This is a genomic window from Methylobacterium terrae (genome assembly GCF_003173755.1).
GTDB classification, from domain to species: Bacteria; Pseudomonadota; Alphaproteobacteria; order Rhizobiales; family Beijerinckiaceae; genus Methylobacterium; species Methylobacterium terrae.
In genome coordinates this window covers 3,030,804-3,053,492 of record NZ_CP029553.1, presented here as the reverse complement: position 1 = coordinate 3,053,492, position 22,689 = coordinate 3,030,804, and the positions used below count along the sequence as shown (strand labels likewise).

Annotated in this window: 19 protein-coding genes; 7 read left to right on the top strand and 12 right to left on the bottom strand. The window is 73.4% G+C overall.

The genetic code is table 11. From position 1 onward, the window contains the following. Positions 1-39 precede the first annotated feature (39 nt). Genes DK419_RS14080 through gor form a run of 3 tightly spaced genes read left to right on the top strand, consistent with a single transcriptional unit; the run spans position 40 to position 3,267 of the window. Positions 40-579 (top strand): DUF2059 domain-containing protein, encoded by a 540-nt coding sequence (locus DK419_RS14080; protein ID WP_109959633.1) that lies wholly within the window; start codon positions 40-42, stop codon positions 577-579. Continuing rightward, complete coding sequence (locus DK419_RS14075) at positions 576-1,835, top strand: O-antigen ligase family protein (protein WP_245442958.1); 1,260 nt, start codon at positions 576-578, stop codon at positions 1,833-1,835. Before DK419_RS14080 ends, DK419_RS14075 begins: the two co-directional genes overlap by 4 nt. 19 nt (positions 1,836-1,854) lie before the next feature. Next, the gene (gor, locus tag DK419_RS14070; protein ID WP_109959632.1) at positions 1,855-3,267 is read left to right on the top strand and encodes a glutathione-disulfide reductase; all 1,413 of its coding nucleotides are present in this window, start codon (positions 1,855-1,857) and stop codon (positions 3,265-3,267) included. A 3-nt stretch (positions 3,268-3,270) separates the two neighbouring features. Here the strand turns inward: gor and DK419_RS14065 are convergent, their stop codons facing one another. Genes DK419_RS14065 through DK419_RS14055 form a run of 3 tightly spaced genes read right to left on the bottom strand, consistent with a single transcriptional unit; the run spans position 3,271 to position 7,153 of the window. Continuing rightward, the gene (locus DK419_RS14065) at positions 3,271-4,257 is read right to left on the bottom strand and encodes a G1 family glutamic endopeptidase (protein WP_109959631.1); all 987 of its coding nucleotides are present in this window, start codon (positions 4,255-4,257) and stop codon (positions 3,271-3,273) included. 18 nt (positions 4,258-4,275) lie between these two features. Continuing rightward, complete coding sequence (locus DK419_RS28610) at positions 4,276-5,304, bottom strand: phosphatase PAP2 family protein (RefSeq protein ID WP_162561228.1); 1,029 nt, start codon at positions 5,302-5,304, stop codon at positions 4,276-4,278. Positions 5,305-5,332: 28 nt separating this feature from the next. After that, entirely contained in the window at positions 5,333-7,153 is a 1,821-nt protein-coding gene (locus DK419_RS14055) for an adenylate/guanylate cyclase domain-containing protein (RefSeq protein ID WP_109959630.1), read from the bottom strand. Between the two features lie 287 nt (positions 7,154-7,440). On the opposite strand from DK419_RS14055, the gene DK419_RS14050 reads away from it, so the two are divergent. After that, positions 7,441-8,823 carry a class II 3-deoxy-7-phosphoheptulonate synthase gene (locus DK419_RS14050; protein WP_109959629.1) on the top strand — a complete coding sequence of 461 codons (1,383 nt, stop codon included), beginning with the start codon at positions 7,441-7,443 and terminating at the stop codon, positions 8,821-8,823. 740 nt (positions 8,824-9,563) lie between these two features. Here DK419_RS14050 and DK419_RS14045 read toward each other — a convergent pair. The 3 genes from DK419_RS14045 to DK419_RS14035 all read right to left on the bottom strand — a co-directional run bounded on the left by DK419_RS14045 (position 9,564) and on the right by DK419_RS14035 (position 13,122). Continuing rightward, positions 9,564-10,301, bottom strand: a complete 738-nt coding sequence (locus tag DK419_RS14045) for a Crp/Fnr family transcriptional regulator (RefSeq protein ID WP_109959628.1) — start codon at positions 10,299-10,301, stop codon at positions 9,564-9,566. A gap of 326 nt (positions 10,302-10,627) precedes the next feature. After that, positions 10,628-12,496, bottom strand: coding sequence for a molecular chaperone HtpG (gene htpG / locus DK419_RS14040; RefSeq protein WP_109959627.1), 1,869 nt, complete (start codon positions 12,494-12,496; stop codon positions 10,628-10,630). 62 nt (positions 12,497-12,558) lie between these two features. Next, positions 12,559-13,122 (bottom strand): TetR/AcrR family transcriptional regulator, encoded by a 564-nt coding sequence (locus DK419_RS14035; RefSeq protein ID WP_109959626.1) that lies wholly within the window; start codon positions 13,120-13,122, stop codon positions 12,559-12,561. A gap of 125 nt (positions 13,123-13,247) precedes the next feature. Between DK419_RS14035 and DK419_RS14030 the strand changes: the two genes are divergently transcribed. After that, entirely contained in the window at positions 13,248-13,802 is a 555-nt protein-coding gene (locus DK419_RS14030) for a sugar O-acetyltransferase (protein WP_109959625.1), read from the top strand. A 250-nt stretch (positions 13,803-14,052) separates the two neighbouring features. Here DK419_RS14030 and DK419_RS14025 read toward each other — a convergent pair whose 3' ends face one another. The 4 genes from DK419_RS14025 to DK419_RS14010 all read right to left on the bottom strand — a co-directional run bounded on the left by DK419_RS14025 (position 14,053) and on the right by DK419_RS14010 (position 18,083). After that, positions 14,053-14,502 (bottom strand): MaoC family dehydratase, encoded by a 450-nt coding sequence (locus tag DK419_RS14025; RefSeq protein WP_109959624.1) that lies wholly within the window; start codon positions 14,500-14,502, stop codon positions 14,053-14,055. Further along, positions 14,499-15,890: an MATE family efflux transporter gene (locus tag DK419_RS14020; protein WP_109959623.1), complete on the bottom strand. Its 1,392-nt coding sequence runs from the start codon at positions 15,888-15,890 to the stop codon at positions 14,499-14,501. The genes DK419_RS14025 and DK419_RS14020 overlap by 4 nt, the downstream gene beginning before the upstream one ends. A gap of 110 nt (positions 15,891-16,000) precedes the next feature. Then, complete coding sequence (locus DK419_RS14015) at positions 16,001-16,921, bottom strand: alginate O-acetyltransferase AlgX-related protein (protein WP_109959622.1); 921 nt, start codon at positions 16,919-16,921, stop codon at positions 16,001-16,003. Between the two features lie 82 nt (positions 16,922-17,003). After that, a complete protein-coding gene (locus DK419_RS14010) occupies positions 17,004-18,083 on the bottom strand; it encodes an extracellular solute-binding protein (RefSeq protein WP_109959621.1) in 1,080 nt (359 codons plus the stop codon). Between the two features lie 278 nt (positions 18,084-18,361). On the opposite strand from DK419_RS14010, the gene DK419_RS14005 reads away from it, so the two are divergent. Beyond that, a complete protein-coding gene (locus tag DK419_RS14005; protein WP_109959620.1) occupies positions 18,362-19,039 on the top strand; it encodes a response regulator in 678 nt (225 codons plus the stop codon). A 370-nt stretch (positions 19,040-19,409) separates the two neighbouring features. Continuing rightward, positions 19,410-20,576, top strand: coding sequence for a PAS domain-containing protein (locus DK419_RS14000; protein WP_109959619.1), 1,167 nt, complete (start codon positions 19,410-19,412; stop codon positions 20,574-20,576). A gap of 44 nt (positions 20,577-20,620) precedes the next feature. Here the strand turns inward: DK419_RS14000 and DK419_RS13995 are convergent, their stop codons facing one another. Both DK419_RS13995 and DK419_RS13990 read right to left on the bottom strand, forming a co-directional pair. Then, positions 20,621-21,157, bottom strand: coding sequence for a DoxX family membrane protein (locus tag DK419_RS13995; RefSeq protein WP_109959618.1), 537 nt, complete (start codon positions 21,155-21,157; stop codon positions 20,621-20,623). 59 nt (positions 21,158-21,216) lie between these two features. Beyond that, positions 21,217-22,392, bottom strand: a complete 1,176-nt coding sequence (locus DK419_RS13990) for a multidrug effflux MFS transporter (RefSeq protein ID WP_245443012.1) — start codon at positions 22,390-22,392, stop codon at positions 21,217-21,219. Positions 22,393-22,689 lie beyond the last annotated feature (297 nt).

Below are 22,689 nucleotides of genomic sequence, written 5' to 3'. Positions count from 1 at the left end.
GGCAAGCCCCCGCGGGCGCCGATTTCCCGGAGCACACCGATGTCCCCGCGCCGTTCCCGAGCCCTGCTGGCGGGCCTTCTCGCCGCGACCCTGTCCGGCCCGGCTCTCGCCCAGACGAAGCCCGCGCCCGCCGCCCCGGCCGCGCCGCAGCAGGCCGCGATCACCCCGAGCCACCTCGCGCTCGCCAAGGAGGTGATGCTGTCCTCCGGCATCGCGCGCTCGTTCGACTCGATCCTCCCGGCCTTCGGCGAGCAGATCAAGCAGGCGGCGGTCACCCGGCCGGAGCTGACGAAGGACCTCGCCGACGTCATCGAGAAGATGCAGCCCGAGCTGGAGCTGCAGAAGCAGCGCATCATCGACATCGCCTCGCGCATCTACGCCAACAAGCTGACCGAGGCGGAGCTGCGCGACATCGCCACCTTCTTCCGCTCACCCTCGGGCAAGCGCTACGTCGAGACCCAGCCCCAGGTGCTCGACGACATGGTGCAGGCGATGCAGACCTGGACCCAGGAGGTCTCGGAATACATGATGGTCCGGGTGCGGGCCGAGATGGGCAAGCGCGGCCACCAGCTTCAGTGACCGCCCCGACGGTCCGGGGAGCCGGGCAGGGCCGCACGGACCGGGCCGCGACGCTCGATCGCCTCGGCGCCGTCGTGATCGCGGCGCTGCCGGCCTGCATGGCGGCGGCGAACCGCTCGAGCCCCGTCGTGGTCGGCCTCGCCGGGCTCCTGCTGCTCGCCGGTGCCGCCGCCGCCGGGCGCCCCGTGCGGGCGCTCCTCGTCGCGCCGCTCGCCACGCCCCTGGGGCTGTCCGCCCTCGCCTTCCTGGCCTGGTGCGGCATCAGCCTCGCCTGGAGCCCGCTGCCGGGCCTCTCGCTGCGCACCCTCTCCGAGTTCCTGCCGGCGCTCCTCGGCGCGTACCTGGTGGCGCGCCTCGCGCCGCCGCACCTCGCCGCCGTCGCCGGGCCGTCGGCCTGGATCCTGGTCGCGACCTGCCTCTACGTGGTGGCGGACCTCGCCTCCGGCCTCGTGATCCGCGAGGCGCTCGGCCAGCGCGTCGCCGCCTTCGCGTTCAACCGGCCGCTCCTGACCATGATGCTGCTGGTCCTCCCCCTCGCCGCCCTCCTGGCGGCGCGCGGGCGGCGCGGGCTGGCGGCGCTCTGCCTCGCGGCCTTCGCGGTGGCGGCCTGGCGCTCGGTCAGCGGCGCGACGGTGCTGGGGCTCGCCACCGGCGCCCTCACGTTCTGTGCCCTTCGCTGGCTGCCGGCCCGGGCGGGCATCGGCCTCGCCGGGGCGGCACTGCTCGGCGCCCTCGTCCTCTCTCCCGTCGAGGGCGACCTCCTCGCCCGCGCGATGCCGGACGCGCTCCACCAGCGGCTCGCCGCCAGCAGCACCCGGGCGCGCGTCGCCATCGCCCGCAGCTTCGGCGCGGCCGTGGCGGAGGATCCCTGGCGCGGGGCCGGCTACGGCACCAGCGGGCGCTTCCAGGACGCGCCGGTGGCCGAGCGGCTCGAGCCCGACCTGCGCGTCATGCTGGCGGTCGGGCACCCGCACAACAGCTTCCTGCAGGTCTGGGCCGAGCTCGGATTCGTCGGGGCGGCGCTCGCGGCGCTCGTCCTGGTCCTGGCCCTGCGGTCGCTGGGCCGCTGGCCGGCGCTCGCCCGCAGCACTGCCCTGGCGCTGCTCGCCGCGGCCGGCATCGTCGCCTTCGTCGAGCACGGCGCCTGGCAGGCCTGGTGGACCGCCGGCGTCGGTGCGGCGATCGCCTGGCTGCGCGCCCTCGCCTTGGCGGGCGACCTTGCGCCCTCGGCCTCGCCTGTCGCAGAGAAGCCCTGACAAACGGACGGTGCGCGCCATGACCGAGACCCAGCGAGACGCCCACGATGACCGGGCCTTCGACGTCGACCTGTTCGTGATCGGCGGCGGCTCCGGCGGGGTGCGGGCGGCCCGCATCGCCGCCGGCTACGGCGCCCGGGTGCAGCTCGCCGAGGAGTACCGGGTCGGCGGGACCTGCGTGATCCGCGGCTGCGTGCCCAAGAAGCTGATGGTCTATGCCGGCCGCTTCGCGGACGAGTTCGAGGACGCCGCCGGCTTCGGCTGGGAGGTCGGCACCCCGCGCTTCGACTGGGCGACCCTGAAGGCCCGGCGCGACGCCGAGGTGACCCGGCTCGAGGGCATCTACGCCACCAACCTGATGCGGGCCGGGGTCGACGTGGTCGCCGACCGGGCGGTGATCGAGGGACCGAACACCGTCCGCCTCGTGCGCTCGGGCACGCGGGTGCGCGCCCGCCACATCCTGGTCGCGGTCGGCGCCCACCCGGTCAAGGAGCCGCTGATCCCCGGCGCCGAGCTCGCCATCACGTCGAACGAGGTGTTCGAGCTGGAGACCCAGCCCGAGCGGATCCTCGTCGTCGGCGGCGGCTACATCGCGGTCGAGTTCGCCGGCGTCTTCGCCGCGCTCGGCACCCGCACCACCCTGCTCCACCGCGGCGACCGGCTGCTGCGCGGCTTCGACGGCGAGATCCGCCAGGCCCTCGGCGAGGCCTACGCCAAGCGCATGGACCTGCGCCTGAACACCACCGTCCACCGCCTCGACCGGCGCGACGGCGGAATCTGCGCGACCCTGAACGACGGCAGCGAGATCCTGGTCGACCAGGTGCTGGTGGCGACCGGCCGGCGCCCGAACGTCGCCGGGCTCGGGCTCGAGACGGCCGGCATCGCCCTCGATGCCGCCGGCGCGATTCCCGTCGACCGCTTCTCGCAGACCACCGCGCCCTCGATCCACGCCGTCGGCGACGTCACCAACCGCGCGGCGCTGACCCCGATCGCGATCCGCGAGGGCCACGCCTTCGCCGACACGGTGTTCGGGGGCAAGCCCTGGGCGGTCGACCACGACCTGATCCCGACCGCGGTGTTCTCGACGCCCGAGATCGGCGTCGTCGGCCACGGCGAGGAGGTGGCGCGCCGCCTCTGCGGCGAGATCGACGTCTACGAGGCCCGATTCCGGCCGATGAAGGCGACCCTGTCGGGCCGCGACGAGCGGATCCTGATGAAGGTCATCGTCGAGCGGGCGAGCGACCGGGTGGTCGGCGTCCACGTGCTCGGCCACGATGCCGGCGAGATCATCCAGGCCGTCGGCATCGCGGTGACGATGGGGGCGAGGAAGGCCGATTTCGACCGCACCATCGCGGTCCATCCCACCGCCGGCGAGGAACTGGTGACGATGCGCACCCCGTCGGTGGTCAAGCAGCCGGTGGCGGTGGGGTGACGCTCAGAACGGCGCCCCGACGGTCATCGTCAGCGACCGCCCGTCCCCCGGCACGCGCGCCGGGTACGAGATCGTGCGGGCGTGGCCCCCCTCGAGGCCGATCATGCGAATCAGGCTCGCCCGGGCCAGGTCGTGCTCGGCGAGCGCCGTCTCGCCGGAGGCGCGGGATTGCGCCAGGCAGGCGGTGAACGGGAAGGCCGCGTAGGCGGCGAGCGGGTACGGGTGCCAGCCGTCGGAGCCGAGCGGGCTCGGGCGCTCCAGGATCCATTCGGCGGTGGCGCCCGGGACGTGCCGTCCCCCCGGCGCCGTGAGGTCGAAGGCCTGGAGCATCGTGCCGGCGCTCTCGTTCTTCGGGTTGAAGCGCACGGTCGCGGGGTCGAGGAGCGTGAGCATCGCCGATACCTCGTCGCCCGGCGCGACGGCGAGCCCGAGGGTTTGCGGCGCGTTCTCCTCGCCCCGCGCCCACCATTGCACCCAGGTCTCGTAGCGGGCGCTCGCGCCGTCCCACGCCTGGAGCGTGCCGATCTGCGGCAGGCTGGCATTGCGGAAGAAGCCCTGCCCGTCGAGGCCGATCCAGGCCGAGGCGTGGGCGGGTCTGCCGGCATCGCCCGTCACCGCCGGCACGCGCCAGCGCGCCATCACGCCGACGAGGCTGCGCCCCTGGAGCGCCGCGAGCGATCCGCCCGACCAGTTGACGCTGCGGCGCGCCGGCACGGCGCCGTGGGTGCGGGCGCTCGCCGTCGGCGGAGCCAGATCGCGCCGCACCGCCTCGACGAATCGTAGCGCGCGGTCCTCGGGCGGCGCCAGGAAGGCGCGGCGGAAGGCCGCCGCCGCCGGGCCGTCCCCGGGGCGTGGGGCCGGCAGACCGTGGCGGGCGAGGAGGCGGGGCTCGGCCCGGGACGGGTCGAGATCGGCCGGCGGCAGCGGGAGCGGCCGCAGGACGAGGCGGTCTCCGGGGTGCCCCCGGTCGTCGTCGGGATCGCGGTTCATCGCGCTGCGTCTCCCCGCTCACCTCGGATCCGGCGGCAGGACCAGGTCCGGGTTGAACTCCCGGGCGGCCTCGATCGCCGCGTCGCCGAAGGTCGGGAGGGCGTAGGCCTCGGCGCTCAGGCCGTCGCCGGCATGGGCCGACAGGATGGCGAAGGCCGCGTCGGCGAGCCGCCGGCCGGCGCGCGAATCGCTCGGATAGTGCAGCCCGGCGATCTCGCGGTTGCGGGCGACGCGCCGGGCGAGCGCCTTCAGGGTCTCGTTGACGGGCCGGCGCTCCGCGTAGGCCAGGCCCGAGAGGCGTAACGCGTAGGCGAGGCAGCGCGCCATCAGGCGCGACTGGGTGGCGTGGCCGCTCGGGAAGGCCGAGTGCCCCGGCACCGGCAGCGGCGGCAGCAGGGCCGGGCAGAGGAAGGAGGGCCGCGGCCGGTCGAACGCCTCCTTGAAGCGCAAAGCCGCGAACGACCCGACGAGGCTCGCGGCGTGCAGCACCCGGTAGGTGCGCGGATGGGAGGCCGGCGTCATCGACAGGGCCTCCATGAAGGCCGTGATGAACTCGACGTCCTGGGCCAGGATCTCGGCCAGGGCCGAGGCGCGCTCGTCCCGCGCCAGCACCAGGAGCGTGTCGAGCTCGATCTCCTGCCCGGTCCTGCCGCCCGTCGTCGCGCGAAGATCGAGCAGGATCTGCGCCAGGGCATCGTGGAGGCCGTCCGTGTCCCAGTCCGTCGCGGCGAAGTCCCGCAGCACCCGGTAGGCGTACCAGCGCCCGGCCCAGAACCGGTTCGCGAAGGCGAGCGACCGGCCGGCGGCCATATCGGCGCTGCGGAACGCGATCGTCCGGCGCGTGGCACCCGGAGGGGTCTCGTCGCGAATGAAGACCGGGCGGCGCAAGGCGCCGATCTCGGTCCCGTCGATCGTCGTCTCGAGGGAGAACGGGAAGTCGGCCCGGTCGGGCACGAACCAGCCTCCGCCGGCATCGCCGTTGACGCCGGCATTGCCGGTGTTTCCCGTATTGCCGGTATTGCCCGTGTTCCCGGTATTGCCCGTCATCGCCGCCCTCCCCCGACGCCTCCCCGCCTCACTCCGGCAGACCCGCCGCCCGCAGGTGCCCGATCCAGCGCGCCAGGAGCGGGGCGGCGAAGGGGCAGCGCGGCGCGTAAGCGTCGAGCCGGAAGCCCGGCTGCAGCCGCATCAGCTCGCCCGCCGCCGCTCGCGCCTCCGGCAGCCGGCCGGCCGCCGCCAGGCTCGCGGCGAGGATGCGCAGGGTGAAGCGGATGGCGCGGTTGCGGGCGACCGCGCTCGAGGCCCAGGCCACCGCCTCGTCGTAGTCGCCCGCGACGTAGTGGGCCTGGGCGAGCAGGCCCTCGTGCCAGAAGGTGTAGGGGTCGTTCGGCGCCAGGCGCTGGCCGGCCTCGCCGTGGGCGACCGCCAGCCGTCCGTCGCCGGAAAAGCCGTGGGCGGCACTGCTCATCGTCCAGGCGATGGCGACGCTCGGGCCGGCCTCGATCGCCCGGTCGAGGAAGCGCCGCGCGGTACGAGCATCGCGCAGCATGAAGGCCTGGACGTGGCCGTGGATCGCCAGCGCCAGGGGGTCGTTGCCGTCCCGTTCGATCGCCGCGCGGGCCCGCTCCGCCGCCGCCCGCCCGTCGCCGTCCGGATCGGGCGAGCCCATCTCGCCGACCCGCAGGACGTGCCACCAGGCCGCGTAGGCGAAGGGCGGCGCGTAGGACGGGTCGAGGGCGATCGCCTGCTGCAGCAGGCCCCCGGCCCGGGCGAAGCTGTCGGGGTCCATCTTGTGGAGCTGGTCGAGGGCCTGGAGCAGCAGGTCGTAGCTCGTCAGGCTCGCCGGGTGCTTGCGCAGCGCCCGCTGCAGCTCGCGCTCGCGCACGTGCGGCGCGATGGTCCGGATCAGCTTGAGGGCGATGGCGTCCTGGAGGGCGAAGACCTGGTCGACGAGGCCCTCGTAATGGTCGGCGCTGACGACCGCGCCGGTGCCGCACTCGATCAGCTCGGTGCAGACCCGCAAGGCCCCGCCGTGATGCTGGATCGCCCCGTCCATGACGTAGCGCACGCCGAGGCGCCGCCCTATCGCCGCCGGGTCGATGCGCCGGCGGCGATAGGCCTGCGTCGAGCCGCGGGAGATCACGAACAGGTCGCGCAAGGACGACAGGGCCCGCACGATCCAGTCGGTGAAGCCGTCCGCGAGGCTGAGCCGGTCCGCCCCGCCGGCCCGGAACGGCAGCACCGCGATCGAGGCCCGGGCCTCGGCGCCGGGCGCGCACTCGCCGGTGCGCGGGCGCGCCGCCTCGCCGCCGCGCAGGGCGAAGACCCGGACCGGCCGGGCGTGGTTGCGCAGGGGGAGCGAGCCGAGGTCGGTCGCCCGCATCCGCGCCTCGGCGCTCGCTCGCGAGAAGACCGCCTCGGACACGATCACGTCGCCGGCCTCGGCATAAGCCTGCAGGCGGGCCGCGACGTTGACGCCGTCGCCGAACACGTCGCCGTCCTCGACGATGACCTCGGCGAGGTTGACGCCCATCCGGAAGGTCAGGCGCGAGGCCTCCGGCTCCCCCTGCGCCGCCTCGGCGAGGCGGCGTTGCAGGGCGAGCGCGCAATCCGTTGCCGCTGCGGCGGCCGGGAAGGTGGCGATGAAGCCGTCACCGGTATTCTTGACGACCCGGCCGCCGCAGCGGGCGACCAGCGGGTCGATGATGCCGCAGCGCAGGGCCTTGAGGCGGCGATGGGTCGCCTCCTCGGCCATCTCGCTGAGCCGGGTGTAGCCGACGACGTCGGCGACCAGGATGGCGGCGATATGGCGCTCCATCGCCGCGGCATCGCCCGGCGCGGCCTCGATTCGGGGCGCGGAGCCGCCCGGCGCGGCGACTCGCACGATCCCGCTCATCGCAGCCCGCCTCGCACGATCGAAGGGCGAACGATCCGCGCCGATGCGGCCGGGCTTATGCTTGATGAAATATCAATCATGGCAGCACTAATCCGGTTCGAATACTGTCATGTACTGGTTGAGGCGTCCAGAGCCAAGTGCGAACAGGCGGAGCCCCAATGCCGCCCCGCCCCGCGGCCCCGGATCGCCGCGCAAAGCCCCCTCGCGCGGCGCGCCAAACCCCCCTATAAGCCCGGCTTCCGCGACCGACCTGACCGGTTATCGAAGAGGTGCGCGAGGAGAGGACGATGAGCGAGCGTTGGACCCCCACGAGCTGGCGGCGGCTGCCGATCCAGCAGGTTCCGGACTACCCGGATTCCGCGGCCCTCGCGGCGGTGGAGCGGCAGCTCGCGAGCTTTCCCCCGCTGGTGTTCGCCGGAGAGGCGCGCAAGCTGAAGCAGAACCTCGCCAAGGTCGCGGCCGGCGAGGCCTTCCTGCTCCAGGGCGGCGACTGCGCCGAGAGCTTCGACGAGCACTCGGCCGACAACATCCGCGATTTCTTCCGCGTCTTCCTGCAGATGGCGCTGGTGCTGACCTTCGCGGGCGGCTCGCCGGTGGTGAAGGTCGGGCGCATCGCCGGGCAGTTCGCCAAGCCGCGCTCCTCGCCGGTCGAGACGGTCGACGGCGTCGCGCTGCCGAGCTACCGCGGCGACATCGTCAACGGCATCGGCTTCACGGAAGGGGAGCGGGTGCCGAACCCGAACCGCCAGACCGAGGCCTACCGCCAGTCGGCCGCGACGCTGAACCTCCTGCGCGCCTTCGCGACCGGCGGCTACGCCAACCTCGAGAACGCGCATCGCTGGATGCTCGGCTTCGTCAAGGACTCGCCGCAGTCCTCGGCCTATGCCGACCTGGCGCAGCGCATGACCGAGACCCTCGACTTCATGCGGGCGATCGGCATCAACCCGGAGACGCATCAGGAGGTGCGCCAGACCGATTTCTTCACCAGCCACGAGGCGCTGCTGCTCGGTTACGAGGAGGCCCTGACCCGGGTCGATTCGACGAGCGGCGACTGGTACGCCACGTCCGGCCACATGCTGTGGATCGGCGACCGCACCCGCCAGGCCGACCACGCCCACATCGAGTTCGCCCGGGGCATCAAGAACCCGATCGGCCTCAAATGCGGCCCGTCGCTCAAGGCCGACGACCTGATCCGGCTCGTCGACCTGCTGAACCCGACGAACGAAGCCGGCCGCCTGACCCTGATCTGCCGCTTCGGCGCCGACAAGGTGGCTGACCACCTCCCCGCCCTGATCCGGGCGGTGGAGCGCGAGGGCCGCAAGGTCGTGTGGTCCTGCGACCCGATGCATGGCAACACCGTGACGGCGAGCGGCTACAAGACCCGGCCGTTCGAGCGGGTGATGAAGGAGATCCAGGGCTTCTTCGACATCCACCAGGCGGAGGGCACCCATGCCGGCGGCATCCACCTCGAGATGACGGGCAAGAACGTCACCGAGTGCACCGGCGGCGCCCGTGCCCTGACGGCGGACGACCTGCGCGACCGCTACCACACCTACTGCGATCCGCGCCTCAACGCCGAGCAGGCGCTCGAGGTGGCTTTCCTTACCGCCGACCTCGTCAAGCGCGAGCGCAAGCAGCACGAGCACCCGCGGATCGAGGCGGCGGAGTAGGCTTGCCGCCAGGTCCGCATGGGACGAAGCCCGGGAGAGGAGCCGCGCCATGCGGTGCCCGTCCCGGGCTTTCTCGTCGGTGAGGGCCGGTTTCGGGTCCTTGCTCGAGGCGCGCGGGAGGCCCGGCGGGATCGTGTCCCGGATGCCGCGGCTGGAGACGCTGCGGGGGCTGCCTTCGACCCGCTGCGGACCCTCGGACGGTGCGTTTCTTGCCGCTCGGTAGAGGGTGTTCCGACCCATCCAGAGAGGCGCCCGATCGTTTTGCATCACGGTCCACGACACGGCTTTCTGGTCGCGGCGGCAACTCCTCCCACCCGCGACCTCATCCTGAGGTGTCGGCCGATCCTTGATCGGCTGACCGTGCCGGCCAGCGTCTGCCAGTCCCGGTCACGGGACCCGTTGCCCGATCCTCACCCGTCACCGCCGATGGCCACCCCCGCGAGAGATCCCGCCTGCTCCAGCGCTATGGAGGAGGCGCAGGCGGCATCTCCCGCTTCCGTTCAGCGACACCACTCCAAGGGACACGACCTGTCCGGCAGCCGCGGTAGCGGTGACCCGGCAAGTCGGTCGCAGCGCTTCGGCACGCTCCGAGGGGCCTGGTTCCATACGCCTCCCTGACGCGAACGCGTCGGTGGAAGAGGGACGCGATGGCCGAACTCTAGAGACGCGAGGCGACCGCCGCACGGCGGCGCCCTCTCCTCATCGACCCCGCCTGAACGCAGGCCGATCGCCGCTCGACGCTAACACGCGGCGTCGAACCGCTCTCCCTCGTAGTCGAGGTGCAGGTAGTCCGGATCGAACCGGGCGGCCCGCGTCAGCCCTTCCAGGTCCGGGAGGCCGAGGGTCTTGTCGCGCCAGTCGATCAGGCCGGAGAGGCGCAATTCGCGCAAGGTGCGGTTGACGTGCACCGCCGAGAGGCCAAGCGCGTCGGCGAGTTCGGCCTGGGTGACGGGAAGCTCGCAGCGGCCGTCCTTGGCCCGGCCGACGGCCTGCTGGCGGAAGTAGATCTCGCAGAGCAGGTGGGCGACGCGCTCGAGCGCCGTGCGCCGGCCGAGATTGACCAGCCATTCGCGGTGGATCGCCGCCGTGACCAGAACCTCCCACCACAGGGCGCGGGTGAGGCGCGGGTCGGCGTTCAGCATCTCCTGGAGCAGATCGCGGGAAATCTTGGCGACCACGACCGGGGTGAGCGTGCCTAGCGCGTGGTCCATCCGGCGCAGGAGGAAGATGTTGAGGTCGCACAGGTCGCCCGGCAGCAGGAACGACATGATCTGCCGGCCGCCATCGGCGAGCTGCTTGTAGCGGCAGACCCAGCCGGCCAGGATGAGGTTGACGTCGCACGGCTCCTCGCCCTCGGCGATGATGTCCTGGTGCGTGTCGTAGTTGACGATCCGGGCGGTAGCGGCGTGCTGGAGGAGGCGCTTGTCCGCGTCGCTCAGGCGGGTGAACCGTTCGAGCTTTCGGATCAGCGGATTCATCGTGCAAACCCCTCCGGCCCGCGGCTCGGCGGCACGGGCCTGCGTCGTTCCGGCCGGAAAGTTAGCGTCGGCCGCGCAACAGTAAAGCGGGTGGGCGGGGGCTCACATCCGTTGGGCGCGACGTGTCGCGCCACGTCGCGTCGCCCCGCCCCCGCCTCTCCTGCGCCGGCTTCCCCCTTGCCGGCCGGCGGGAGCCGCATCGGCTGCTTTGCCGGCCGGGAGGTCGATTGGGCCGGCCGCGGCAGGCCTCTACGGCAGCGCCCCCCGTGATATCCGCCCTGCCCGCCCCCGGCCCCGTCGCGGAGCCGAGGGCGGCATGGATCCACCTACCCTTGCGCCAGGGCCGCCGCGACCCGGCGGGCGAAGGCGACGGGATCGCGCGGCGGGTCGCCGCCCTGGACGTGGGCGAGGTCGACGAGCGTCTGGGCCGCCTCCCCGACATCCTCGCCGGCGGCCGCGCGCTCGGCGATGCGGCGGATCAGCGGGTGGCGCGGGTTCAGCTCCAGCACCGGCTGGCCCCCCATGCCGCCGCCATCGCGGCCGGCGCGGCGCAGGAGGCGCTGCATCTGCAGGTCCGGCCCGAAGGCCGGGGCCGAGAGCAGCACCGCGCTGTCGACGAGGCGCTGGCTCGCCTTCACGTCGGAGACGTCGTCCTTCAGCACCTCCTTCAGCTTCGGCAGGAGGTCGGCGAGGTCGGCCGGGGCATCGGCCTCCGTCACCTCCGGCTCGAAGGCCGATAGATCGTCGCCCCCTTGCGTGATGCTGCGGATCGGCTTGCCCTCGTAGGCGTCGAACCGCTCGGGCCAGAACGCGTCGACGTGGTCGGAGAGCAGCAGCACCTCGAGGCCGCGGGCGGAGAAGCCCTCGATCTGGGCCGAACGCTTGAGCGCCTCGGTGTCGTCGCCGACGAGGATGTAGATCGCCTCCTGGTTCGGCTTCATCCGCGCGACGTAGTCGGCGAGCGAGGTCCAGCCCTCCTGGGTCGAGGAGCGGAAGCGCAGGAGGTTCGCGATGTCCTGGCGGTGCTCGGCATCCTCCCACAGCCCCTCCTTCAGCACCGGCCCGAAGGCCTGCCAGAAGGTGGCGTAGGATTCGGCGTCCTTCGCGCGGGTCTTCAGCTCGGACAGGACCTTCGCCATCACCGCGCGGCGGATGCGGGCAAGGACGGGGGTCGCCTGCAGCATCTCGCGCGAGACGTTGAGCGGCAGGTCCTCGGTATCGACGACGCCCTGGACGAAGCGCAGCCAGGACGGCAGCAGCCCGGCCTCGTCGGTGATGAACATCCGGCGCACGTGCAGGCGCACCTTGCTCTCGCGCTGCTCCTCGACCGCCATGAACGGCTTCATGCCGGGCACGAACAGGAGCGCGGTGAATTCGAGCTGGCCTTCCGCGCGCCAGTGCAGGGTCGCCCACGGCTTGTCGAAGGCGTGCGCGACCTGGCGGTAGAACTCGGTGTACTCCTCCTCGCTCACCTCGGACTTGGGCTTGCGCCAGAGCGCCGTGCCCTTGGTGGAGGGCACCTCCTCGCCGTCGCGCACCAGGGTCACCGGCACGGTGATGTGGTCGGCCCACTTGCGCACGATGGTCTCGAGGCGGAGCGGCTCGAGGTATTCCTCGGCATCGGCCTTCATGTGGAGGACGATGTCGGTGCCGGTCTCCGCGCGCGTCGAGGGCGCCAGCGTGTACTCGCCCTGCCCTTCCGAGGCCCAGGTCCAGGCCTCGTCGGTGCCGGCCTTGCGCGAGGTGACCTCGACCCGGTCGGCGACCATGAAGGCGGAGTAGAAGCCGACGCCGAACTGGCCGATCAGGCTCGGGCGCTCCTCGGGCTTGGCGTCGGCGAGCGACTGGCTGAAGGCCCGGGTGCCGGAGCGCGCGATGGTGCCGAGGTTCTGCGCCAGCTCGTCCTTGCCCATGCCGATGCCGGGATCGGACAGGGTCAGGGTCCGGGCTGCCTTGTCGGGGATGATTCGCACCTTGGCATCCGCCGGCAGCGCCAGCGCGGCGTCGGTCAGCGCCCCGAACCGGCGCCGGTCGACCGCGTCGGCGGCGTTGGCGACGAGCTCGCGCAGGAAGATCTCGCGCTCGGAGTAGAGGGCGTGGACCACGAGGTCCAGGAGGCGCCCGACCTCGGCGCCGAAGCTGTGCCGCTCCACAGCCTCGGTCGGTCCGGTCTCGGTCGCTTGGGTCTCGCTCACGTGTCGGTTCTCCGGTGGGAACAATTCGTCGCGGGCGGATATGCGGGGCCGGTCCCGGCTTTTCAAGGAAGCGTGGGCGGGGTGCCTGCGAGCCGGGCGACGATCGCCCGCACCTCGTCGCGGCCGGCCGGCTGCCGGTCGACCGAGCGGTGGATCGTCAGGCCCTCGATCATCGCATCGAGCGCCCGCGCGGTCTCGGGCGCGAAGTGCCGCTCCAGGGCCGCCCGGCTCTTGCCCATCCAGTCCTGCATCACGCGGCGCAGGGCCGGCACGCGGGCGGCGTAGGCGTAGAGCTCGTAGCTCAGCAGCATCGTGCGGGGCGTCGCCCAGCTCTCGTCGACGACGAGGTCGACCACGGCCTCGCAGGCCTCGGCGCGGGTCCCGGCCGCGGCGAGCCGCTCGGCGAAGCGGGCCGCCACGGTGTCGGCGAGCAGCGTGAACGCCTCGGTCAGGAGGTCGTCGAGATTCGCGAAATGGTAGGTCGTCGAGCCGAGCGGCACGTCGGCGGCCGCCGCGATCCGGCGGTGCGTGGTGCCGGCGACGCCGTGCCCGGCGATCACGTCGAGGGCGGCCCGGACGATGCGGGCGCGGCGGTCGGGATCGTAGCGGCGCGGGGCGGCGGGCAAGCGGGTCTCCGGGCGAGCGGGTCTTCGGGCGGGAGTTCGGCGGGGCGGCCCGCCGGGTTGGCTTTTGGGCGCGATATGTACATATGTACGCATCCCGGCCGCGCGCCAACCGAGAGCGAGGATCCATGACGAGCCAGAAGCAGAAGATGCTCGCGGGCGAGCTCTACATCGCCGACGACCCGGAGCTCGCGGCCGACAACCGCCGCATCTCCGCGTGGATGGACCGCTACAACAGGACCGGCACCCTGAGCCAGCCGGAGCGGCAGGCGCTGCTCGCCGAGGCGTTCGCGCGGGTCGGCGAGGGCTGCAACATCCGCCCGCCCTTCTTCTGCGACTACGGCTACAACATCAGCCTTGGCCGCGGCGTGTTCCTCAACTTCAACTGCTGCATCCTCGATGTGGTGCAGGTGACGATCGGCGACATGACCCAGATCGGGCCGGGCGTGCAGATCCTCACCGCCGACCATCCGCGCGATCCCGGCCAGCGCCGGCAGCTGCTCGAATTCGGCCGGCCGATCGTCATCGGGTCGAACGTCTGGATCGGCGGCGGGGCGACCATCCTGCCGGGGGTGACGATCGGCGACGACGCGATCGTCGGGGCCGGCAGCGTGGTGACGCGCGACGTGCCGGCGGGCGGGATCGCGGTGGGGAACCCGGCGCGGTTGAGGGCGGTGGGATGACCCGGCGCGAGGACGGATCCGGCGAAGCTGCCCTTAAGGACTGACGTCGACGTCCCCACCGCACCGCACGGGGTCGTCCCGGGGTCATGGATCCGGAACAACGGACGGCGCAAGAGGAAGCGGGGCGCCGGCCGCCTTGTTCGGAAGCCTCCGAGCGTCCGGATTCCGGGCTCCGCTCACGCGGCCCCGGAACGGCCCTCGGGATGTCGGTCCCGTCGAGGAAGGCGGCCGCTTCGACGCCCCTCGACCTTCAAGGCCGCCTCACCACCAGGAGGTTGGCCACCAGCACCTGCACCGGCTCGCCGTGCTGGTTGAGCGTCGTGGTGCGCACCTTGGCGAGGCCCTGGCTCGGCCGCGAGCGCGACGGGCGCACCTCGATCACCTCGCTCTCGAGCCGGATCGTGTCGCCGGGGCGCAGGGGCTTGGGCCAGCGCAGCTCGTCCATGCCGGCCCCGATGATGCCGCCGTGGAGCCGCAGCTCGCTGCCGACGAGGAGCCGCATGGTCAGTGCCGCGGTGTGCCAGCCGCTCGCCGCGAGGCCGCCGAAGAACGTCGCCTTGGCCGCCTCGACGTCGAGGTGGAAGGGCTGCGGATCGAATCGTTCCGCGAAGCCGACGATGTCGGCCTCGGTCACCGTCGTCTCGCCGGAGCCGTAGACCTGGCCCGGGGCCAGGTCGTCGAGGTACAGGTCGCGCGTCATCGCCGTTCCCCTCCCGCCGCGACGAGGGCGGGCGGTCCTGCCCGCTCGCCGCGGAACCACGCGCCGGCCGCGACTGCGCCGGCATTGATGAGCCCCAGCGCCGCGAGGCCGAGGCCGAGGGCCAGGAAGACCCCGTCGAGCCCGAGGCCGAGGCGAAGCGCCAGGAGCCCGCCGCCGACCGACACCGCCATGCGGGCGAGCCCCGCTACCAGCGGCCAGCCGACCCGGCCGGCGCCCTGCGAGGCGAAGTAGAGCGCGAGCCCGACCCCGGAAAAGCCGTAGAACGGCCCGACGAGGTGCAGGTAGCGGGCGCCGACCGCGAGCATCTGGGAATCGTGCCCGAACAGGCCGAGGAACGGCAGCGGCCACAGGGCGGCGGCAAGGCCGATGGCCTCGGTCATCCCGCCGGCGATCGCGGCCCCGGTCCAGGCCACCTTCAGGGCGCGGGTCCGGTCGCCGGCGCCGATGCAGGTCCCGACCATCGCGCCGATCGGCGCGCCGAGGCCGAAGACGAGGGGCACGAGCAGGTATTCGAGCCGCGCGCCGGTGCCGTAGCCCGCGACCGCCGCCGGCCCGGCGGCGCCCGCGAAGGCGGTGGCGGCCGCGATCGTCACGTTGGTGGTGACGCTGACGATCGACGAGACGACGCCGATCCGCAGGATGTCGCGCAGGGGCGCCCAGGCGAGGCGCGGCGGGCGGCGGCTCGGCCGCAGGAGGCCGCGTCCCGCCCAGAGGTGGTGGGCGAAGACGAGGCTGCCGGCGGCGTAGTAGGCCAGCACCGCGACGCCGCCCCCGACGATGCCGAGGCCCGGGACCGGCCCGAACCCGTAGATGAGCGCCGGGGAGAGCGGCACCAGCACGGCGGCGCCGACGCTGATGACGATCGCCGGCAGCGCCATGTTGCCGGTGCCGCGGATCACCGCCGCGAGCGCGTTGAACAGCCAGACCAGCACCGCGCCGCAGAAGACCACGCCGCCGTAGGTGGTGGCCGCCGCGAGCGAGGCGCCCTCGCCCCCCATCGCCCGGTAGAGCGCCGGCCCGAAGGCGAGGTCGAGCCCCGTGGTGAGGAGGCCGAGGACGAGGGCGATGGCGGCGGCGTACCACGGCAGGGCGTCGGCGTCGGCACGCCGCCCGGCGCCCAGGCTGCGCGCCACCGCCGACAGGATGCCGCCGCCCATGGCGCCCGCGGAGATCATCTGCACCAGCATCAGCACGGGGAAGACCAGGGCCATGCCGGCGAGCGCGTCGGTGCCGAGGCCTGCGACGAAGGCGGTCTCGATCAGCCCGACCAGGGCCTGGACCAGCATGACGACGACGTTCGGCGCGGCGAGGCGCAGGAGCGTCGGCCCGATCGGGGCGTGGAGCAGGCGGTGGGTGCGCGCGTCCATCGGGCGGCACTCCTCATCTCGGTCGGTGCGTCCGGCGATCCCGGCGCCAGCGAATTAGTGGCATATGCCGGTTTTTCGTCAAGCGGGAAGGCGGAGGCCGGGACCGGCGCCTAGGCCCCGACCGGTACCCCCAGGGCCGCCAGCCGCTCGGCCTCGAAGGCCGCGAGGTCGAGATCGTCCTCCGGCAGGCGGGGCAGGAAGCGCTCGACCTGCTCGCACAGGACGAGGTCGGGGCGGACCCGCTCGACGTAGCCCCAGTCGAGGTTCGACGACCAGATGAAGTGGACCTCGCGAAACGTCTCGGCCAGCATCGCCGTCAGGCCGCCGGGCGAGAAGTTGGCGCAGGAATCCCCGAACAGCACCAGGGTGCGGGGGTCGGCGAGGGCCGAGCGGTTGCGGTAGACCGCGTGGGCGCCGCCATGCAGCTCGCCGAGGCGGCCGGCGGCCGCGTAGGCGTCAATCAGCCTGCCGCCGCCGACCCGCTCGGCGTCGCGCAGGAAGTCGTAGCGGCGCACGGTCTCGAGGGGCGGCGCGTCGAGCTTGTCGCCGATGTCGAGCACGGCCTCGAATTCCTCGAACGGCCGCTCCAGGAAGTCGGTGCGCGGCGCCGCGCGGCAGGCCCGGCAGATCAGCCGGTAGGCCAGCAGGCAGCCGTGGACGTTCCAGTGCGTGTCGGTGCGGTAATGCAGGTCCGGGCCGGCCCGCCGCGCCCGCATCGGCCCGAGCAGGTCGATCCAGGCCCGGCGCCCGGACCACGACCAGCGCATCAGGGCGCCGAGGCGATGGGCCGGGCCGAGGCGCGGGTCGAGGGCGAGGCCGTCGAAGCGGTCCTCGTAGAGGCTGAGCTTCTCGGGCACCACGAGGTGGAGGTAGCGCGCGCCGAGGCCCTCGCAGCGGCGCAGGCGCTGCACGATCAGCCGGCGCCAGCGGCGGGCGACCCGGCCGGCCGCGCGCCCGCGCCGGTACTGGCCCGCGACCTCGTTGGTGCCGCCGGTGAGGAAGAGCCAGCCGTCCTTGCCCGCGTGATACATCCGCTTCCCTGCCCGCGGCCCGCCCCGGCGCCCTGCCGCCCGGGCGGTCTGCTACCGCAGGATGGAAAAATAAAGGTGAGCGTCAGGGCTCGCGCAGCACCTTGGCCCCGTAGCGGCGGGTCCACTCGGCCAGGATGCGGGCCCGGTTGCGGGCCATCCAGTCGAGATCGTTGCGGATCATCCGCGCCTCGGCGTGGGGCGGGTAGACGGGCCCCGGGGTCGCGACGCCCGGATAGGCCACGATGGCGTAGCTGCGGGCGTAGAGCGCGTTGGCCTCGCGGCTCGCCGCCCAGTCCGCCACCCGCCGGGCGAGCGCCAGGTGCGGCCGGCCGGCCACCACCGCGAAGGCCTCGGCCTCCCAGCCGGTGCCGTCGACCGGCACCACGATGTCGATGGGCGCGCCCGCCGCCTTCTCGGCCGCGGCCCGCATGTCGAGGGAGAGGCCCGCGGCCTGGCGGCCCGCGGCGGCCTCCCGGCAGGGCCCCGAGCCGCTCGGCAGGTAGGCGGCGACGTTCTCGTGCAGGGCGTCCATGAAGGCCCAGCCCGCCTCCTCCCCGAGGGTCTGCAGCCAGGCCGCGACGAGGAGGTAGCCGGTGCCGGAGGAGGCAGGGTTCGGCATCACGACCCGCCCCTTGAACCCCGGGCCGATGAGGTCGCGCCAGAAGTTCGGGCGGGTGATCCGGTGCCGGCCCGCGACCTCGACGTTGAAGCAGATCACCCCCAGATAGGCGTCCATCCCGGTCCAGCTGTAGGGCGGCGTCGGATCGCGGAAGAACGGCCGCAGCGCCTCGACGCCGGCGGGGCGGTAGGGATCGAGGAGGCCGGCGGCCTCGAATTGCAGAAGGCTCGTGGCCGCGATCCCGAGCAGGAGGTCGGCCTGGGGCGCGTCGCGCTCGGCCAGCATGCGGTCGGTGACGATCCCGGTCGAGGCCCGCAGCCACGCGATCTCGACCTCGGGCACCGCCGCCTCGACGGCGCGGCGGATCGGGTCGAGCTGCTCGACCTCGAGGGCGGTGTAGGCGACGAGCCGGGTGCGCTCCGCCGCCGGCACGGGGGCGGCGAGGCCGGCGACCGACAGCGCGGTCGCCAGGGCGAGACCGGCGCACCGACGCAGGGCGCGGATCCCGCCCGCCCTCACGCTCCCGGATGCCGGCCCGTGCATCGCGCCTCCCTTCCGTCCAGTCCCGCCCTCGCGGGCATCGCGGTCGCCGCGTCGAGCGGAGCCCCCGGGATGGAGGTCTTCGATGACGGCACGGTGACCGGCCGCCGGGATCGTGCCACGGCGCGCCCGATGCCGGAAGCCGGGCAAGGTCGCGCGCGGGGCTGCCGCACGGAGAGATAGGTCGTTGATATTGCCGGTTGTTCCACGGCGGGAGGGTACCCACGCACCCCCGAACTGCTCTAGATTGCCGTACGGATCGCTTCCAGAGACGCCACGGTATGACCCAACCGACTCCGCCAGTCGCCCTGATCGCGGATGACGACGACTTCTTCCGCCTCGCCGTGGTGGCGATCCTGACCCGCAGCTTCGGGTTCGCGGAGGTCGTCGAGACCGGCTCGCTCGACGCCGCCCTCGACCAGCTCTCGACCCGGCGGGGCGCCGTGACCCTAGCGCTGTTCGATCTCGCGATGCCCGGCATGGAGGGGCCTGGGAGCCTGAGCGCGGTGCGCGAGTGCTTCCCGTCCGTGAAGGTGGCGGTGGTCTCGGCCTCGACCGAGCGCAACAAGATCCTCACCGCCCTCGAGGTCGGGGTCCACGGCTACGTACCGAAGGGGATCGGCTCGGCCGAGCTGACCCGGGCGGTCGGGATGATCCTCGACGGCCAGATCTTCGTGCCGGCCTCCCTGGCGGTGCTCGACGGCGCGGGCCCCCGCCCGGCGGTCGAGGCGCGCCCGGCTGCCCTCGACGGGCGCCAGCCCCGCCTCCCCGACCTGACCCCGCGCCAGCGCGACGTGCTGGCGCTCCTGGTCGAGGGGCGCTCGAACAAGGAGATCGCCCGGCGGCTCCAGCTCGGCGAGGGCACCGTCAAGGTGCACATGGCGGCGCTCCTGCGCAGCCTCGGGGTCCAGAACCGGGCCGCGGCCGCGGTGGTCGGCGCGCGGCTGCTGGCGGATTGAGGCGGCCGGGACGCGATCCGGACATCGAACGGGACGCCTCATCCAAATTGAGGATGACGTCTCGGGGGCCATGCCGAGCGCTGTTCTCCCGTCCGCGCCGCAACGCGCCAGACGCCGCCGCGTCGGGCGGTAATCGTCGACGGGCAAGCGGCGCAATTCGATTTGCCGGCACTGACCTTGGGTCATGCGGCGGTCAGAGTTCGTCACTTGACACAGGGGCCGGCTGCCGTATCAGCTTGCGATGTGGCAGGTCGGAGGACGGCAGGCGCTCGCATCAGCGATCGAGCGCCCGGTCGCAACGTGACGGTGGGCGGGCCTATCGCCGGCACGCTCCGATCGGGTGCGTGACGGAACGTGGCGGGATCGAGCGATGGATCGGGAAGCGATCGGAACCGGGAACATCCTCGCTGCCCTCGACGCCCTGCTGAACCTGCCGCCGCTGAAGAAGTCGCCGCAACTCTCCGCCTTCCTGGCCTACGTGGTGCGCGAGAGCCTGGCCGGCCGCGGCAGCCTGCTCAAGTCCTACACCATCGCGACCGACGCCCTCGGGCGCTCCTCCAACTTCGATCCGGCGACCGACGCCATCGTGCGGGTCGAGGCCCGGCGCCTGCGCCAGGTGCTGCAGCAGGTCTACGCCGATCCCGCCTGCGCGCTCGCCGTGCGCATCGACCTGCCGCTGGGCCGCTACGAGCCGAGCTTCCGGCAGATCGCGCCCGTGACGGCCGGAACGCCCCCGGCGAGCCCGGACGAGCCGGCGGACGGCATTCGCGAGAGCGAGCAGCGCTACCGCGCCCTGGTCGAGGCGAGCGCGGCGGTGGAGTGGCGCTCCGGCCCGGACGGCAGCCTGATCCAGACCTTCGGCCTCAGCGCCCGGACCGGCCTGTGCGATTCCGACCTGCAGGGCTTCGGCTGGCTCGACGCCCTGCACCCGCACGACCGCGCCGGCATCGAGACGCTGTGGCGGGCCTGCTGCCAGAGCGGCACGCCCCTCGACGCCACCTACCGGGTCCGCCATCGCGGCGGCCAGTACCGCTGGATGCTCGGCCGCGCGGTGCCGCTCGAGAACGCCGACGGGACGATCCGCGAGTGGGTCGGCACGATGGCCGACATCGACGAGCAGGTCCGCGCCGCCGAGGCCCTGCGCACCAGCGAGGAGCGGCTGCGCCTCGCCATGGAGGCGGCGGAGATGATGGCCTGGGACGTCGATCCGGTCACCCGGCAGGTCACCTGCTCGGAGATCGGGTATCGCCTGATGGGGGTGACGACCGGGCCGCTCGACGATTTCCTGGCGATGATCCTGCCGGAGGACTTGCCCCGCGTGCTGGCCAGCCTCGAACCGGCCCTGCGGGGCGAGGCGTCCTACGATGCCCAGTACCGCATCACCGATCACGAGGGGCGGCTGCGCTGGCTCTCGGCCCGCGGCAGCCTGGTTCGGACGCCCGGCAGCGGCGGCCGGCTGATCGGGGTCGCCTGCGACATCACCCGCCGCTACGCCGACCCGCCCGCCGCCGCCCAGGACCGGCGGATCTCCGCCTGAGCCGCGGGCGTCCCGCGCGTCCTCGATCCTGAGCGACGGTCGCGTCAGGCCGCGGCCTTGGCGGGGCGCGGCGTGCGCGGCGCGGCGCGCTTGCGGGGCGGCTTCGTGGCGGGGGCGGCCGGTGCGGCGCCGCGCACGCGCTCGCTGCCCTGGCGCTCGCCCGCCTCCCACTCGCCCCGGCGCCACCAGCCCTGCCAGCTCCAGGCGCCCGGGCCGGTGACGGCGTAGAGCACGAAGCCGGCGGCGAGGCCGATCTGGGCCAGGAACAGCTCCTGCTCGACCCGCGCGACGGCTCCGGAAAACTCCCAGAACCGGTGCAGCAGGAGCCCCGCCACGACCGCGTGGAGGCCGAGGCCCAGGCCGACGAGGCGCGGCAGCAGCCCGAGCGCCAGGAGCAGCGGCCCGAACAGCCCGATCACCACCGAGGCGGTCGCGACGGCGTTCGGGTACGGCATCCCCGTCCCCGCCAGGGTGAGGGCGAAGCCCGAGGGGTTGAGCGCCCGCCCGATCGCCGCCGGCAGCAGGGATGCGGCCAGGAGCAAGCGCCCGGCGAGCAGGATTCCGTCGTTGCGCGCAGCCATCCCGAGACATCCCCGTCGTGTGAGGCCGGGACGGTGGACCGCGGGCGGTTAAGGGGGCTCTAGCGGGTCCCGCCTCCAAAGAGGCGGCCGCGCTCCGTCCACAGCACCGTGGCGAGGCCGAGCCCGCTGAGCGCGCCGTAGCCGATCGCGAGCGGCAGGACGGTCCCGTCGAAGGACTGCCCGACGAGCAGGCCGCAGAAGGCGGCCAGCAGGGTGGTGTAGAACCCGATGAACGAGGAGGCGGTGCCGGCGATCGCCGCCAGCGGCTCCATCGCCAGGGCGTTGAAGTTCGGCATCGCGAAGCTCATCAGGAACTGGCACGCCGCCAGGGTGGCGATCAGCAGCCACAGGGGCGGCCTCCCGGAGAAGGCCAGGATCAGCCCGAGCTGCAGGCAGGCGGCGACGAACAGCCCGAGCATGCCCGCATGGGCGAGCCGGCGCATGCCGAGCCGGCGCACCAGGCGCGCGTTGATCAGCGTCGCCAGTCCCATCGCCCCGGCGATCAGCGCGAAGGCGACCGGGAAGAGCGGCCCGAGATGGTAGAGGCCGGTATCGAAGATGGCCTGGGCCGAGCCGACATAGCCCATGATGCAGCCGGTGGTGAGCCCCAGCGCCGTGGCGTAGCCGATCGACGCCCGCGTCCGGACCGTGACGGCGATGCCCGATCCGATCGCCCGGGCCGAGACCGGCCGGCGGAAGGCCGGGTGCAGGGTCTCGGGCAGGCGCCAGCCGAACCAGGCCAGGGTGACGAGGGCGAGCGCCAGCATCATGCCGAAGATCAGGCGCCAGCTGCCGGCGAGCAGGACGGCGCCGCCGAGCGACGGCGCGAGGATCGGCACGATGAGGAAGACCATCATGCAGAACGACATCACCCGGGCCATGTCGCGCCCCTCGTAGCGGTCGCGCACGATCGCGACCGCGAGCACCCGGCCGGCGGCCCCCCCGATGCCCTGGATCGCCCGGGCGAGCAGCAGCACCTCGAAGCTCGGCGCCAGCATCGCCAGCACGCTGCCGGCGAGGTAGATCGCGATGCCGACGATCAGGGCCGGGCGCCGCCCGGTCCCGTCCGAGACCGGGCCGTAGAGGAGCTGGGCGGTGCCGAAGCCCAGCATGTAGACGTAGACCAGGAGCTGCAGCCGGTTCGGGTCCTGGACCGCGAAGTCGCGCTGGATCGCCGGGAAGGCCGGCAGGAAGCTGTCGATGGTGACGGCGGTCAGGCCCATCATCAGGGCCATCAGGGCCACGAACTCGACGAAGCGAGGGCCCGCCCAGGCCGCAATCTCCGCAGCCCCGGTCTCCTCCGGAACCTCGGTGGGGACCCGTGCCGTCCCGCCGCTCGCGCTGCTCGCCATGGTGCTCCCGGGCGGCCGGCCTGTCGGGATGCCGGCGCGGCCCGAGCAGTGCCGGAGCGCGGCGACGCCCGCAAGGCGTGCAGGGGCATGGCAGCGATGCGGCGGTCCCGCCCGCCGTCGCCGCCCGCTCGCGGCTCCGCCGCGCGGCGGGTACGCACGCCGCCGGAACGCCGGAACACG

What these genes read in the sequence shown, in the direction of transcription:
- DK419_RS14080 (WP_109959633.1), top strand. Translation starts at nt 40, where the DNA reads ATGTCCCCGCGCCGTTCCCGAGCCCTGCTGGCGGGCCTTCTCGCCGCG.
- gor (WP_109959632.1), top strand. Translation starts at nt 1,855, where the DNA reads ATGACCGAGACCCAGCGAGACGCCCACGATGACCGGGCCTTCGACGTC.
- DK419_RS14065 (WP_109959631.1), bottom strand. Translation starts at nt 4,257, where the DNA reads ATGAACCGCGATCCCGACGACGACCGGGGGCACCCCGGAGACCGCCTC.
- DK419_RS28610 (WP_162561228.1), bottom strand. Translation starts at nt 5,304, where the DNA reads ATGACGGGCAATACCGGGAACACGGGCAATACCGGCAATACGGGAAAC.
- DK419_RS14055 (WP_109959630.1), bottom strand. Translation starts at nt 7,153, where the DNA reads ATGAGCGGGATCGTGCGAGTCGCCGCGCCGGGCGGCTCCGCGCCCCGA.
- DK419_RS14050 (WP_109959629.1), top strand. Translation starts at nt 7,441, where the DNA reads ATGAGCGAGCGTTGGACCCCCACGAGCTGGCGGCGGCTGCCGATCCAG.
- DK419_RS14045 (WP_109959628.1), bottom strand. Translation starts at nt 10,301, where the DNA reads ATGAATCCGCTGATCCGAAAGCTCGAACGGTTCACCCGCCTGAGCGAC.
- DK419_RS14030 (WP_109959625.1), top strand. Translation starts at nt 13,248, where the DNA reads ATGACGAGCCAGAAGCAGAAGATGCTCGCGGGCGAGCTCTACATCGCC.
- DK419_RS14025 (WP_109959624.1), bottom strand. Translation starts at nt 14,502, where the DNA reads ATGACGCGCGACCTGTACCTCGACGACCTGGCCCCGGGCCAGGTCTAC.
- DK419_RS14020 (WP_109959623.1), bottom strand. Translation starts at nt 15,890, where the DNA reads ATGGACGCGCGCACCCACCGCCTGCTCCACGCCCCGATCGGGCCGACG.
- DK419_RS14015 (WP_109959622.1), bottom strand. Translation starts at nt 16,921, where the DNA reads ATGTATCACGCGGGCAAGGACGGCTGGCTCTTCCTCACCGGCGGCACC.
- DK419_RS14010 (WP_109959621.1), bottom strand. Translation starts at nt 18,083, where the DNA reads ATGCACGGGCCGGCATCCGGGAGCGTGAGGGCGGGCGGGATCCGCGCC.
- DK419_RS14005 (WP_109959620.1), top strand. Translation starts at nt 18,362, where the DNA reads ATGACCCAACCGACTCCGCCAGTCGCCCTGATCGCGGATGACGACGAC.
- DK419_RS14000 (WP_109959619.1), top strand. Translation starts at nt 19,410, where the DNA reads ATGGATCGGGAAGCGATCGGAACCGGGAACATCCTCGCTGCCCTCGAC.
- DK419_RS13995 (WP_109959618.1), bottom strand. Translation starts at nt 21,157, where the DNA reads ATGGCTGCGCGCAACGACGGAATCCTGCTCGCCGGGCGCTTGCTCCTG.
- DK419_RS13990 (WP_245443012.1), bottom strand. Translation starts at nt 22,392, where the DNA reads ATGGCCCTGATGATGGGCCTGACCGCCGTCACCATCGACAGCTTCCTG.